General features: G+C 65.8%; 15 protein-coding genes. 8 read left to right on the top strand and 7 right to left on the bottom strand.

Translation table 11 applies throughout. The features are described from left to right. Positions 1-6: 6 nt before the first annotated feature. Complete coding sequence (gene recA / locus AC6IY7_RS10020) at positions 7-1086, bottom strand: recombinase RecA (protein WP_196408478.1); 1080 nt, start codon at positions 1084-1086, stop codon at positions 7-9. A gap of 341 nt (positions 1087-1427) precedes the next feature. On the opposite strand from recA, the gene pyrE reads away from it, so the two are divergent. Together pyrE and AC6IY7_RS10010 are read left to right on the top strand one after the other, a co-directional pair. Continuing rightward, a complete protein-coding gene (pyrE, locus tag AC6IY7_RS10015) occupies positions 1428-2024 on the top strand; it encodes an orotate phosphoribosyltransferase (protein ID WP_497778811.1) in 597 nt (198 codons plus the stop codon). Between the two features lie 12 nt (positions 2025-2036). After that, positions 2037-2360 (top strand): c-type cytochrome, encoded by a 324-nt coding sequence (locus tag AC6IY7_RS10010; protein WP_497778810.1) that lies wholly within the window; start codon positions 2037-2039, stop codon positions 2358-2360. A gap of 9 nt (positions 2361-2369) precedes the next feature. Here the strand turns inward: AC6IY7_RS10010 and AC6IY7_RS10005 are convergent, their stop codons facing one another. The 3 genes from AC6IY7_RS10005 to AC6IY7_RS09995 all read right to left on the bottom strand — a co-directional run bounded on the left by AC6IY7_RS10005 (position 2370) and on the right by AC6IY7_RS09995 (position 4317). After that, on the bottom strand, positions 2370-2981 hold the full coding sequence (locus tag AC6IY7_RS10005) for a DUF3617 domain-containing protein (RefSeq protein ID WP_497778809.1): 612 nt from the start codon (positions 2979-2981) through the stop codon (positions 2370-2372). 74 nt (positions 2982-3055) lie between these two features. Then, complete coding sequence (gene lysM / locus AC6IY7_RS10000) at positions 3056-3553, bottom strand: peptidoglycan-binding protein LysM (protein ID WP_497778808.1); 498 nt, start codon at positions 3551-3553, stop codon at positions 3056-3058. Positions 3554-3633: 80 nt separating this feature from the next. After that, a complete protein-coding gene (locus AC6IY7_RS09995) occupies positions 3634-4317 on the bottom strand; it encodes an SGNH/GDSL hydrolase family protein (RefSeq protein WP_497778807.1) in 684 nt (227 codons plus the stop codon). 64 nt (positions 4318-4381) lie between these two features. On the opposite strand from AC6IY7_RS09995, the gene AC6IY7_RS09990 reads away from it, so the two are divergent. From AC6IY7_RS09990 to AC6IY7_RS09975, 4 genes are all read left to right on the top strand, one after another. Beyond that, a complete protein-coding gene (locus AC6IY7_RS09990) occupies positions 4382-4885 on the top strand; it encodes a DUF2165 family protein (protein WP_497778806.1) in 504 nt (167 codons plus the stop codon). 122 nt (positions 4886-5007) lie between these two features. Then, positions 5008-6282, top strand: coding sequence for a cytochrome-c peroxidase (locus AC6IY7_RS09985; protein WP_497778805.1), 1275 nt, complete (start codon positions 5008-5010; stop codon positions 6280-6282). Between the two features lie 72 nt (positions 6283-6354). Further along, positions 6355-8052: a mucoidy inhibitor MuiA family protein gene (locus AC6IY7_RS09980; protein ID WP_497778804.1), complete on the top strand. Its 1698-nt coding sequence runs from the start codon at positions 6355-6357 to the stop codon at positions 8050-8052. Between the two features lie 74 nt (positions 8053-8126). Further along, positions 8127-8561: a GlcG/HbpS family heme-binding protein gene (locus tag AC6IY7_RS09975; protein WP_497778803.1), complete on the top strand. Its 435-nt coding sequence runs from the start codon at positions 8127-8129 to the stop codon at positions 8559-8561. Here AC6IY7_RS09975 and AC6IY7_RS09970 read toward each other — a convergent pair. Together AC6IY7_RS09970 and AC6IY7_RS09965 are read right to left on the bottom strand one after the other, a co-directional pair. Beyond that, positions 8527-9201, bottom strand: a complete 675-nt coding sequence (locus AC6IY7_RS09970; protein ID WP_497778802.1) for a GDSL-type esterase/lipase family protein — start codon at positions 9199-9201, stop codon at positions 8527-8529. The genes AC6IY7_RS09975 and AC6IY7_RS09970 overlap by 35 nt on opposite strands. After that, positions 9198-9902 (bottom strand): RluA family pseudouridine synthase, encoded by a 705-nt coding sequence (locus AC6IY7_RS09965; RefSeq protein ID WP_497778801.1) that lies wholly within the window; start codon positions 9900-9902, stop codon positions 9198-9200. Before AC6IY7_RS09965 ends, AC6IY7_RS09970 begins: the two co-directional genes overlap by 4 nt. Positions 9903-10044: 142 nt before the next feature. Here AC6IY7_RS09965 and AC6IY7_RS09960 point away from each other — a divergent pair, with 142 nt between their 5' ends. Beyond that, on the top strand, positions 10045-10227 hold the full coding sequence (locus tag AC6IY7_RS09960) for a hypothetical protein (RefSeq protein ID WP_497778800.1): 183 nt from the start codon (positions 10045-10047) through the stop codon (positions 10225-10227). 66 nt (positions 10228-10293) lie between these two features. On the opposite strand, the gene AC6IY7_RS09955 is transcribed toward AC6IY7_RS09960, so the two are convergent. After that, positions 10294-11412 carry a HupE/UreJ family protein gene (locus tag AC6IY7_RS09955; RefSeq protein WP_497778799.1) on the bottom strand — a complete coding sequence of 373 codons (1119 nt, stop codon included), beginning with the start codon at positions 11410-11412 and terminating at the stop codon, positions 10294-10296. 259 nt (positions 11413-11671) lie between these two features. Between AC6IY7_RS09955 and nikR the strand changes: the two genes are divergently transcribed. Continuing rightward, positions 11672-12130 (top strand): nickel-responsive transcriptional regulator NikR, encoded by a 459-nt coding sequence (gene nikR / locus AC6IY7_RS09950; protein ID WP_497778798.1) that lies wholly within the window; start codon positions 11672-11674, stop codon positions 12128-12130. Positions 12131-12177 lie beyond the last annotated feature (47 nt).

The raw sequence follows: 12177 nt of genomic DNA, 5'->3' as shown, positions 1-12177 counted from the left end.
GGCGCGCTACTCCTCCGCGCCGGCGCCATCCTCCTCGCCGCCGGCGTCGAGGATGCGCTCGGCGATGAGGCCGGAATTCTCGCGGATCGCCTGCTCGATCCGCTCGGCGGCCTCTTTGTTCTGCCTGAGGAAGGTCTTGGCGTTCTCGCGGCCCTGGCCGAGACGCTGGCTGTCATAGGAGAACCAAGCCCCGGATTTCTCGACGACGCCGGCCTTCACGCCGAGATCGACGAGCTCGCCGACCTTGGAGATGCCCTCGCCATACATGATGTCGAACTCGACCTGCTTGAAAGGCGGAGCGACCTTGTTCTTGACGACCTTGACGCGGGTCTGGTTGCCGGTGACCTCGTCGCGGTCCTTGATGGAGCCGATGCGGCGAATGTCGAGCCGGACGGACGCGTAGAATTTCAAGGCGTTGCCGCCGGTCGTCGTCTCCGGCGAGCCATACATCACGCCGATCTTCATGCGGATCTGATTGATGAAGATGACGAGCGTGTTGGAGCGCGAGATGGAGGCGGTGAGCTTGCGCAGCGCCTGGCTCATCAGACGCGCCTGCAGGCCGGGCTGCACATCGCCCATCTCGCCCTCGATCTCGGCGCGCGGCGTCAGCGCGGCGACCGAATCGACGACGAGCACATCCACCGCGCCGGAGCGCACCAGAGTGTCGGTGATCTCCAGCGCCTGCTCGCCCGTGTCGGGCTGCGAGATCAGCAATTCCTCAAGATTGACGCCGAGCTTGCGGGCGTAGACCGGATCGAGCGCATGCTCGGCGTCGACGAAGGCGCAGACGCCGCCCTTCTTCTGCGCCTCGGCGATCACATGCAGCGTCAGCGTCGTCTTGCCCGATGATTCCGGCCCGTAGATCTCCACGACACGGCCGCGCGGCAGGCCGCCGACGCCGAGCGCTATGTCGAGCCCGAGCGAGCCGGTGGAGATCGTCTCGATCTCGACGGCCTTCTGATTCTTGCCGAGCCGCATGATCGAGCCTTTGCCGAAGGCCCGCTCGATCTGCGACAAAGCGGCGTCCAGCGCCTTGGTCTTGTCCACGGAGGTTCCTTCCACGAGGCGGAGATTGGCTTGGCTCACGGCGATGATTCCTTCTGGCACAGGCAGGGCGGCAGGCGCAACGCGAGATGCGGCCCGGAAGCGAGAGAGCGGCGAAAGACTTGTGATGATCGGATCGGGATCGGATACGAAGCTCGATGGGGAGATTGTATCCCATTTGTTCTCGTCGCCAAGTTCTTTTTTTGTTCCGCATGAATTTTCCCGCGGAGACGCGCGCAGACGACGCGCCGAAGATACGCCGAAGACGCGCCGGCGCCGACAGCGGCATGGAACCAGCTTGAAGTCCGCGAGTTCCTCGGCGTAAGGGTCCAGAGCCGGCTCCCGGCGTTTTTCTTCGATCGACAGCGGAGTTTCGACAGCCTATGAGCGACACGCGCGCGCCCTCCCGTCCCGACGCCGTCCTCGATCCCGCCGATCCGCGCTGGGCGCGGCTGCATCGGCTGATCGACACGCATTCGCTGCTGCGCGGCGATTTCACGCTCTCCTCGGGCCGCAAGAGCAATTATCTCTTCCAGCTCCGCCAGACGACCATGTTGCCCGAGGGCGCGCATCTCATCGCCGACATCGTCGTGGACTATATGAAGGCGCAGTCGATCGCCGGCGTCGGCGGGCTCGCCGTGGGGGCGGTGCCGATGGTGGCGGCGATCGCGGCGGTGAGCTTTGCCAAGGGCGCGCCGGTCGAGGCCTTTTTCGTGCGCAAGGAGGCCAAGGGCCATGGCGCGCGGGAGCGCATCGACGGCTATGTGCCCAAGGACGGCGAGGCGCTGATCGTGGACGATGTGGCGACGACGGGCGGCTCCATCATCGAGGCCATCGCCGGCATGAAGGAGGAGCACCCGCAGGCGCGCGCGACGCGCGCGCTGGTCGTCATCGACCGCGAGGAAGGTGCGGCGGAAAAGCTCGCCGAAAAAGGAATCACGCTGGTGTCGATCTTCAAGCGCCGGGATTTCACGATCTGAAGGGAGAGCGGGATGAATTTGGTGACGCCGACTTTCTTGGGCTTGCTCGCCATGGCGGCGCCGGCCATCGCGCAATCGACCGATCCGACGGCGGGGCGACGCCTCGCCGTGTCGCTCTGCGTCGAATGCCACCGCATAGACGACAAGACGCCGGCCAAGGACGAGGCTTCCAAGGCGCCGAGCTTCGTCGATGTGGCGCGCATGCCCTCGACCACCGAGCTCGCGCTCGAGGTCTTTTTGCGCAGCTCACATCGGCAAATGCCCAATCTCATCCTCACGCCGGACGAGATCGATTCGCTTTCCGCCTATATCATCGGCCTCGCACCGAAGAAGTGACCCGCGACATCACCGCCCCGGCGCTTTCGGGCATTCCGGGCCGAGAAATTTCGCGTCGATGGTGAAGCCCGAGCGTTCTCGCGTGACGCCGCCGGCTTGCGTGAGCGTGATTTTCGACTGAGCGCGATACCAGCTCGTGAAATCTCCCGTGATGAGGAGGCTCGTCGTTTCGCGCGCGCCGCCGAGGTCGCAAGAAAATGTGACGATGAATTCGCCTCGAGCCGATTCGACGGTCGGCTTCGCGCAATTCTCGCGAGCGGCCCCGAGGATGCCGTCGCCGACCTCGATGCAGACCTCATGCGTCTGCAATCCTACTTCCGGCGAGATCGTGGTGATCCGCCAGAAGCCGGGCCGGCGCTGCGGCAGCTCGGCGGCGGGGCTCGGCGCTGGCGGCGGCGTTTCAGCGCCCGCATTCGTCGCGCACGAAATCGTGGCGATCCACGAAATCGCGGCGATCAATGTCGCAAAACGCAGATGACGATCGGTGTGGACGCTCACGCTTCGCCTCGATCTCAGACGATATGGCTTCGGCCGGGGCGCGGAATATGTAGCGCTCTCTCCGTCGAGGCAATACGTCGTCGAGGGGAGAAGATGCAGGCTTTCAAGGATTTGCTCCCGCACCTGCTTTCGTTTTTTCCCGATGCGCCGCAGCGCGTGACGCGCGGCTTCCTCGCGGGAAGCCGCGCGACAAGGCGTTACGCCCTGGCCTGACCGGCCGCGCCTTCGATCTTGGGAATACGCAGCACCTGGCCGGGATAGATTTTGTCGGGATCGGAGAGCAGCGGGCGATTGGCGGCGAAAATCTCCTCGAATTTACCGCCCTTGCCGTGGCCATATTGCGTCTCGGCGATCTTCCACAGCGTGTCCCCCTGGCGCACCTTGTAGAAGAGCGATTCCGTCTCCTGCTTGCCGACGACGATATTGCTCTCGACCTGCGAGACGCCCTTGGTGTTGCCGACCGCGAGCACGATCTTCTCGGCCTCGCTGGTCGAAGGCGCCTTGCCGCCGAGCTTCACCTTGTCGCCCTCGACCGAGATTTCGATCTTGGAGGCGTCGAGACCCTTCTTCTCGATCTCCTTCTTCAATTCTTCCGGCGGAGCCGCGGCATTTTCAGTCGCGCCCTTGGGCGAGGGCGCGTCCTTGGCGATCGGCTCGCCGCTCTTCGAGTTGTTCCAGAAATTGAAGAGACCCATGTGTCGACCTCCTTCGGGTGTGGCGTGAGCGCGAGCGCCGGTGGAGGACGCCGCGGGGCGTTACATAGGGCGCGCCGCGCTCAGGCGACCCCGCGCGAGAGGCGCTCTCGAGAGAGGAGCTCTCGAGAAAGGCCTTGGCTTGCCGCCTCGACCCATAGCTTCGCCGCCAGAGGGGAGAAATGCAGGCCGTCGTCGGTCATCTCCGGCCGCCGCGCGCCGCCGTCCGAGAGGCGCGCCTGCAGATCGACGACGGCGAGGCCGCGCGCTTCGGCGAGCGCGCGCATCAGCCGATTGGCCTCGTCTATGCGCGGCGCCTGCGCAGGGTCGGCGACATGGGGCGCGAGCATGAGGACGCCTTGCGCATCCTCCGGCAGGCGGCGGAGAAGAGCGCGGAAATCATGGTCGATCTGCGCGAGCGGCGCCGCGTCGAAGAGCAGATCGTTGAGCCCCCCGTCGATGACGAAGCAGCATGCGCCCATCATGCGCGCCTCGACGATCTGCGCGCCTATGTCTTTCAGCGTCGCGCCGCCGAGCGCGAGGCGAAGCACGTCGAAAGGCCGCGAGCCGAGGCTTTGCCAATCGCATTGCGCCGCGAGACTGTCGCCGACAATGGCGTAGCGCGGCGGACGCAGCCGCGCGACGCGCCGAAAGAGCGCGATGCGAAACGCCCGCCGCGCGCCGGCGTCCGAAAGGACGATCAGCGCGCCGCCGAAAAGAAGGAGAAAGGCGAGACCGAAAAAAATCAGCGCGAATGTCGTGACCATGCCGGCTCCCTACTCGCTGGCGTCATGGCGGCGCCATAGATGCAGCAGGAGAGAGGAAGCCCCCATGATCCTGCGCGCCGCCAAAATCCTTCTCGTCCTCTGCGCCGGCCTGCTGGGCCTCGCCAGCGGCTTCGACAATATCTTCGACTACGACACGAATTTCGAGGTGGTGCGCCATGTCGCCTCCATGGATACGACAAACGCCGACCCGGCGATGATGCGCCGCGCCATCCGCTCCGACACGCTCTATCGGCTGATCTATGCCGGCATCACTGCGACGGAGCTCGCCTATGGCGCGCTCTGCCTCTATGGCGCGCTGCGGCTTTTTGGCGCATGGCGAGGCGATGCGGCGCGCTTCGAAGCGGCCAAGGAATTCGCCATAGGCGGGCTCGCGCTCGGCTTCGCGCTCTATTTTCTGGGCTTCATGATCATCGGCGGCGAGTGGTTCCAAATGTGGCGTTCCATTGATTGGAACTTCCAGCAACCGGCGTTTCGCTTCATCGGTTGCCTCGGTTTCATCCTCGTCTTCCTCGCCATGCCGGAGCCGGCGCGCGGCGCGCGTGGCTGACGCGGCGACGCGCATTGTTTGGAACCGATCCAATCTATGGAGTTTGACGGGATTGTCGCTCCTTCACTAGATTTCGCGCGCCTCGCTCATTGGGAGAGTTCCTCCCTCGATTGGAGAATCTTATGGCGCTCGCGTTCCGACCGCGCCTCACGGCGCTCGTCGCCTTTTTTCTCCTCGCCGCGACAGCGACGGCGATCTGCCTCGAATCGGCGCCGCCGCCGCTCTCCGACGCGCGGTCGGCGGACGAAGCCGGCCTCGCGCCGCGCGAGCTGCTGGGCAAGAAGATTTTCGAGGACAAGCTGCTCTCCGAGCCCGCGGGCCTCTCCTGCGCCTCCTGCCATGATCCGGCCAAGGCGTTTCAGGGAAACAATGGCTCGCCGATCGCCGCGCTCGCGCGCGGCAGCCGGCCGGATGCGCTCGGGACGCGCAAGACGCCGACGCTTTCTTATGTCTCCTTCAGCCCGCGCTTTCATTTCATGAAGAAGAAGGACGAAGAGAGTGGCGAGACGGAGCTGGTTCCCGTCGGCGGACAATTTTGGGATGGGCGCGCGGATGATCTCGTCGCGCAGGTCGAGGGGCCGCTGCTCAATCCGCGCGAGATGAGCAATCCGTCGAAAGCCGCCGTCGTCGACAAGATCAAAACCGGCCCCTATGCCGATCTCGCGCGACGCGTCTATGGCGAGAAGCTTTTCGAGAGCGATTCCGCCTTCGAGAAATTGGCGCGCGCCGTCGCCGCCTATGAGAGCACCGAACGCTTTCATCCCTTCTCGTCGAAATTCGACGATGTTCTGCGCGGGCGCGAGAAATTGACGGCGGAGGAGGCGCGCGGCTTTGCGCTGTTCAAGGACAAGAAGAAGGGCAATTGCCTCGCCTGCCATGTCGGCGAGGAGAAGTCGCGCCGCCCGCAGGACTGGCTGTTCACCGATTTCAGCTATGACGCGCTCGGCGCGCCGCGCAATTTCGCGATCCCCGACAATAAGGACGAGGCGCACATCGATCTCGGCCTGTGCAAACGCGAGGGCCTCGCGAAGATCGCCCCCAAGGGCTTCGACGTCGAGAGCCTCTGCGGCCAGTTCAAGGCGCCGACCCTGCGCAATATCGCCGTGACCGGCCCCTATCTGCACAATGGCGTCTTCACGAGCCTGCGCGACGTCATCGCCTTTTATGCGACCCGCGACACCGATCCTGCGCGCTGGTATCCGAAGACGGATGGCGCGACTACGAAATATGACGATCTGCCGGAAAAGTTCCACGACAATGTGAATGTCAAGGAAGTCCCCTATGATCGAAAGCCCGGCGAGACGCCGCGGCTCGACGAAGGCGAGATCGACGCCATCGTCGCCTTTCTCCACACGCTGACCGACCGTCCCGCGCCCGCCGGCCGGGCCGAGAAATAGCGCCGCCTCCGCCGCGAAAAGGCCATAAGCATTGGGCCCGATAGCGCCTCCTTTTCTTCGAGGAGGCGGCCCATGCGGCTTCGCGTCACACTGCTCGTCTGCATTTCATCGACTGTCGCTTTCGCCGCCGCGCAGGCGAAAGAGACGATCGTCGAGGCCGTCTCGACCATCGACAGCGTCGTCGTCCATCCCGACGCCGCGACGGTGACGCGCAGGGCGACGCTCGATCTTTCCCCTGGCGCTTCGACCATTCTCCTCAAAAATCTGCCCTTTTCGCTCGACCCCGAGTCGCTGCGCGTCTCCGGCGAAGCCAATGGGCGCGTGACGATCGGCGCCGTCGAAGCACGCCTCGCGCCGGCCGAGACCCATGCGCCGGACTCGGCGATCGAATCCAAGCTGAAGCAGTTGCGCGGCGCGCGCGAGACTCTGCAGGTCACGCTCGACGCGCTCGCCGCCAAGCAGGCCATGATCACGCGCTATTCGCAGGCCGGCCCGGAGAAGATCGCGCCCGAGGCGCGACCGCTGGCGATCGGCGAATGGAACACGGCTTTCGACGCGATCGGCTCCGCGCTGACGAAGACCGGCGAAGATTTGCGCAATGCGCGCGCCAAGGCGAAGGAGCTCGACGACGAGATCCATGCGCTCGAAGCCGGAAGCGGCGCGCGCGCGACGCGGCGTCCGGCGCGCGAGGCAGCCATCGCCGTCGAATCGGCGAGCGGCGGAAGACTGCAATTGACGCTCGCCTATCTCGTCTCCAACGCCTATTGGCGGCCCGCCTATGACGCGCGGCTCGACACGAGCGGCAAGGACGGCAAGCCGCAGCTCGAGCTCACGCGCCGCGCCGCGGTGACGCAGAATACGGGCGAGGATTGGAGCGATGTCGCGCTCACCGTCTCGACGACGCGGGCGCATCGCGGCGCGGCGGCGCCCGAGGTGCAGCCGCAGCGGGTGAGCTTTTACGAGCCGCCTGTCGTTTATGCGCGGAAAGCCGTCGCGCCAGCGGCGGCGCTCGATCGCAGCGCCGCAATGCGCAGACCGGAGGAGTCGGCGACCCTCGCCGCGCCTGTCCCCCCGGCGCCGGAGCCTGCGCCTGTGGAGCAGCAGACGGCCGCGCTCGAATCCAACGCTTTTCAGGCGAGCTTCAAAATCGCAGGACGCGTCGGCGCGCCCGGCGATGGCGCGACCAAGAGCTTCATCCTCTCCTCGCGCCGCATAGAGCCGACGCTCGTCGCGCGCGTCGCGCCGGCGCTCGATCCGACGGCTTTTCTCGAAGCGCGCATCGTCAATGAGGAGGACGCGCCGCTCCTGCCCGGCCCGGTCGCCGTGCAGCGCGACGGCGTCCATGTCGGACAGAGCCGCATCGCCTTCGTCGCGCCGGGAGAGGCGGTCGAGCTCGGCTTCGGCGCCGATGACAAGATCAAGGTCGCGCGCGCGCCGGTCAAACGCGTCGAGAATGAGCCGAGCTGGTTCGGCCAGACAAAATATGAGACGCGCGACTTCAAGACGACGATCCATAATCTGCATGATTTCGTCGTTCCGACGACGGTGATCGACCAGATTCCCTTCTCCGAGAGCACGGTGATCACGATCGAGACGCTGCCGCAGACGACGGCGCCCACGGCGAAGCAGGTGGCGGACAAGCGCGGCGTGATGGCCTGGAGCTTCGACGCGAAGCCCGGCGAGACGAAGGAGTTGCGCCTCGCCTATCGCGTGAAATGGCCGGCGGAGCGCGAGATCGTCACCCAGCCGGCGCCCATCGCTCAGCGGTGAGGGACTTGAAAGCGCCTTCGGCGCAGCCATTTGAGTGATGTCGAAGCGCTCGCTCGCCGAGGAGGTCTCCCCCTATGCATGTCAATATCGCCGCGGCGGAAGCCGCGATCACCGCCGCGCGCAAGCGCGCCGCCGAGCTCGGCACGAAAATGTGCATCGCCGTCGTCGATTCGGGCGCCGATCTCAAAGCCTTCTACCGCATGGACGACGCCTGGGTCGGCAGCATCGACATTGCGATCAAGAAGGCGAAGACGGCCGTCTTCTTCGGAATGCCGACCGGCGAGATCGGCAAATTGTCGCAGCCGGGCGGCCCGCTCTACGGCATAGAGCATTCCAATGACGGGCTCATCACCTTCCCCGGCGGCCTGCCGATCGTCGATGAGGACGGCGTGCTCGTCGGCGCCATCGGCGTGAGCGGCAGCTCGGTGGAGAATGATCACGCCGTCGCGCTCTCCGGCGTCGCCGTCGTCGGCGTCAGCGATCTGCCGGCGCATCCCTGGCGGACGTGAGCGAGCGCCCGTCGAGCCGAACCGTGTCGAGCCGAGCCGTGTCCAGCCATGCCTCCCATTGCGCCGACGCGCCGATGAAATCGGCGAGCGCTTCATAGCCGCCGCGATTGGGGTGGGCGCCGTCGCCGGCGTCCGCCTCACGCCGAAACACCGCGCAGCTCGCGATGAAGCCGCGCGCTTCGATATAGGGAATGCGCAGCCCGGCGCTGAGGCGGCGCATTTCGCCGCAGAGCCTTTCGATGCGCGCCTCGACGCGCGGCGCGCCCGGTAGAAACGGCCCGACCATAAGAACCGGCGCGAGCATGGCGGCGTCGCGCAGCATTTTCTCCGCATGGGCGAGAGTCGTCTCGAGCGGCAATCGCGCGCGGCCCGCTTCATCCTCCGTGCAATCATTGGCGCCGAAGGAGAACAGCAAACGCGCGTCGCAGCCCGCGGGCAGACGGCGGCGCGCCTCCTCCTCCCAACGCGCGGCGATGTCGGCGCTGGTGTCGCGGCGAATGCCGAGATTATAGGAGGTGACGTCCCGGCCCGCGCGGCGCGCGCGCGAGACCAGCCGCCCGACCCAGCCGAGGCCGTCGTCATCGCCCGTTCCATTGACGAAGCTGTCGCCGAAAAAGCAGATGCGGATCGGCGCGGTCATTCCTCCTCCGCACTCCATCCGCACAGCGCGAGCGCCTCCAGCATATGCGACGGCGCCGGGGCGCGGACGACGATGCGCTCCTTGTTCTCGCGCATCGGAATGTCGATCTCGCGCGCGTGAAGATGCAGCGGCGGCGCGCCTTCGCGCTTGCCATGGCCATAGACCGGATCGCCGAGGATCGGCCAGCCCATCGCCTGGGCGTGAACGCGCAGCTGATGCGTGCGGCCCGTCTGCGGCTTCAGCTCGACAAAGGCGAGATCATTGCCCTGCGCGTCGCGGCAGCGACCCATCACGCGCCAATCGGTCTGCGCCGGCTGGCCCAGCGGATCGGGCCGCATCCACCAGCCGCGCGTCGAATCGAGCCGGCCGAGCGCCATGTCGATATGGCCCTCCTCCGCCTGCGGCGCGCCTTCGACGATCGCCCAATAGGTCTTTTTGATGCGCCCGTCATGGAAGAGCTTGCCGAGCCGCTCCAGCGCCTTGCGGTGACGGCCGAGCACGAGGCAGCCGGAGGTGTCGCGATCGAGCCGATGCGCGAGCGCCGGCGCGCGCGGCAGGCCGAAGCGCAGCGCGTCGAAATGATCCTCGAGATTGTCGCCGCCCTTGGGGCCGCGATGCACGGGCAGGCCGGCCGGCTTGTCGACGACGAGCATCAGCCCATCCCGATAGAGGAGGCGCGAGACGAGTTGGTCGGGAGTCATGGAAGCATCCTAATCGAAACGCGCGGCGATTTCGCCCGCCCGCGCGCCGGCGGCCCCTTGCCGCCCTCGGGCGCGCGCTAGCTAGAGACATGCGGAGCCAGCCATCCTCGAGGGCTCGCGATAAGAACAACGGAGAGAGACGATGGCCGAAGAAGACCAAGTCGACCGCATGACGTCGCGGAACGCCTATATTTTCGGAGGAGTCGGAGCCGTGCTCGGCGCCGTCATGGGAGCCGGCGTCGTCGGCTTTCCGGCGGCGATCGGGGCCGTGATCATCGGCGCGCTGCTCGGCGGCATACTCGGATCCTTCATCGTCACCAAATGACAAGACAGGTGACGTCGCCCGAACGGAGCGCGGCCGCCATGGCCGCCGCGCTCCCGCCAGCGCGCGTCAGGCCGAATGGCCGAGATGCGCCAGCAGGAAGTCGAGCGCCCCGATGCGCTCCAGCAGCCAATAGGCGCCGAGCAGCGCAATGACCGCCGATAGCGCGTAGACGAGCTGCGGGCTGCGCTTGCCGCCGGTCTGCTTGTCGATGAACAGCAGCGTCGGCACGAAGACCAGCACGATCGCCACCTGGCCGAGCTCCACGCCTATGTTGAAGGAGGCGAGCGCCGGCAGCACGGCGTCCGCCGGCACGCCGAGCTCCTTCAAGCCGCTGGCGAAGCCGAAGCCGTGGATGAAGCCGAAGAAAAACGTGTCGCGCCAGCGTCCGTCGACGCGGCGCGAGAAGAAATTCTCGACCGCGACATAGATGATCGAAGCGGCGATCGCCGCCTCCACCCATTGCGAGGGCAGCGTGACGATATCGAGCGCGGCCAGCGACAGCGTGACCGAATGCGAGACGGTGAAGGCGGTGACGATCTTCACCACCGGCCAGACGCGCGTCGCCCACAGCAGAATGGCGATCAAAAAGGAAATGTGGTCATAGCCGGTGAGAATATGCTCGACGCCGGCCTGCACGAATTTCCACATTAGCTGCCAGACGGTCTCCAACGGCTTGGAGAGATCGAGCGGCGAATCGGCGGGATAGAGCATGGTCTCGCCGGCGTTGCTCCCCGTCAGCGTGACGAGATGCTTGGCCTTGGAGCCCGCGGCCGCCAGCAGTTTTTTCGCATCATAGAAAATCTGGCCGGGGACGCTCGCGCAATCGAACGTCAGCTTCACCAATGCGCTGTCGGCATTGGCGGGGTCCTCGCCGGAATAGTCGATGCGCCCCGCGCAGGCCCGCCCCTCGGCGTCATGCATCGAGACGCGGCGCTGAATGAGCTTGCCGATCTCGCTCTCCAGCACGCCCGGCTGCGAAATATCGACGCCGGCGCGCTCCGCCATGGTCTGCGAGAAGATGCGCTCGAGATCGGTCGCCAGAAAGCCGACGTCGACCCGATAGATTCCCTCTTTCTCGGGGATGATCTTGGCGGTCGAAATATCGGCCGTATGGGCGAAGGCCGGCGCGACCAAGGCCAGCAGCGCGGCGACGACGATCGATAAGCATTTCAACGACCAGCTCATTTTCGAAGGACTCCGGCGAAGCCTAGAGCGTTTCCGGTTCGGCGTTGGAAACGCGTCAAAATAAAAGCCGAGAGTCTTTCCGTGTTTCGATGAAACACGGAAAGACTCTCGAGGACGGGCCGCGCACAATGCCCGAGGTCGCGAAAATCGACAAGACCGCGCCCCGGGGCGCGGCGCGCGATTGCGGCGCCGGCGTGGGACGGGTAAAAACAACGACATGCGGCCGAGCCCGGACCGCGACGCGGGGGAGCGTTCCGATATGCAGCGTGTCACCATGACCATCGATGACGATCTCATGGCCGCTCTCGACCAGTATATGGAGGCCGGAGGGCACCAGAATCGGTCCGAAGCGGTGCGCGATCTCGTGCGCGCCGGCCTGATGAAGCAGCCGAAAGTCGACGACCGCGACCGCGCTTGCATCGGCGCGCTCGTCTATCTCTACGATCATGAGACGCGGCAATTGTCGAAGCGGCTGATGAATGATCATCACAGCCACGCCGATCTCTCCATCGCCGCGCTGCATGTTCATGTCGACGCCGAGACCTGCCTCGAGGTGTCGCTGCTGCGCGGCCGCAAATCCGAGGTGGAGCATTTCGCCCAGCATGTGATCGGCGAGCGCGGCGTGCGCTATGGCCAGCTCGTCGTCGCGCCGGCGGAGGCGCATTCGCCCGAGGAGGCCTCCGCGCCGAAGCCCCACCACGGGCACACTCACGCCTGAGGCCGCTGCGACGAAATTGCAACGGCTACGATAAAAGCGCGGGGGCC

The sequence above is a fragment of the Methylosinus sp. is20ea genome (assembly GCF_059718135.1).
The sequence above is the reverse complement of the archived record's forward strand: the minus strand, read 5'-3'. Positions and strand labels throughout refer to the sequence as shown.

Bases quoted from the DNA above. Each gene is read 5' to 3' on its own strand.
- AC6IY7_RS09980 (WP_497778804.1), top strand. From the start codon at position 6,355: ATGCGGCTTCGCGTCACACTGCTCGTCTGCATTTCATCGACTGTCGCT.
- AC6IY7_RS09955 (WP_497778799.1), bottom strand. From the start codon at position 11,412: ATGAGCTGGTCGTTGAAATGCTTATCGATCGTCGTCGCCGCGCTGCTG.
- AC6IY7_RS09975 (WP_497778803.1), top strand. From the start codon at position 8,127: ATGCATGTCAATATCGCCGCGGCGGAAGCCGCGATCACCGCCGCGCGC.
- lysM (WP_497778808.1), bottom strand. From the start codon at position 3,553: ATGGGTCTCTTCAATTTCTGGAACAACTCGAAGAGCGGCGAGCCGATC.
- AC6IY7_RS09960 (WP_497778800.1), top strand. From the start codon at position 10,045: ATGGCCGAAGAAGACCAAGTCGACCGCATGACGTCGCGGAACGCCTAT.
- AC6IY7_RS09995 (WP_497778807.1), bottom strand. From the start codon at position 4,317: ATGGTCACGACATTCGCGCTGATTTTTTTCGGTCTCGCCTTTCTCCTT.
- pyrE (WP_497778811.1), top strand. From the start codon at position 1,428: ATGAGCGACACGCGCGCGCCCTCCCGTCCCGACGCCGTCCTCGATCCC.
- AC6IY7_RS10010 (WP_497778810.1), top strand. From the start codon at position 2,037: ATGAATTTGGTGACGCCGACTTTCTTGGGCTTGCTCGCCATGGCGGCG.
- AC6IY7_RS09970 (WP_497778802.1), bottom strand. From the start codon at position 9,201: ATGACCGCGCCGATCCGCATCTGCTTTTTCGGCGACAGCTTCGTCAAT.
- nikR (WP_497778798.1), top strand. From the start codon at position 11,672: ATGCAGCGTGTCACCATGACCATCGATGACGATCTCATGGCCGCTCTC.
- AC6IY7_RS09990 (WP_497778806.1), top strand. From the start codon at position 4,382: ATGATCCTGCGCGCCGCCAAAATCCTTCTCGTCCTCTGCGCCGGCCTG.
- AC6IY7_RS09985 (WP_497778805.1), top strand. From the start codon at position 5,008: ATGGCGCTCGCGTTCCGACCGCGCCTCACGGCGCTCGTCGCCTTTTTT.
- AC6IY7_RS09965 (WP_497778801.1), bottom strand. From the start codon at position 9,902: ATGACTCCCGACCAACTCGTCTCGCGCCTCCTCTATCGGGATGGGCTG.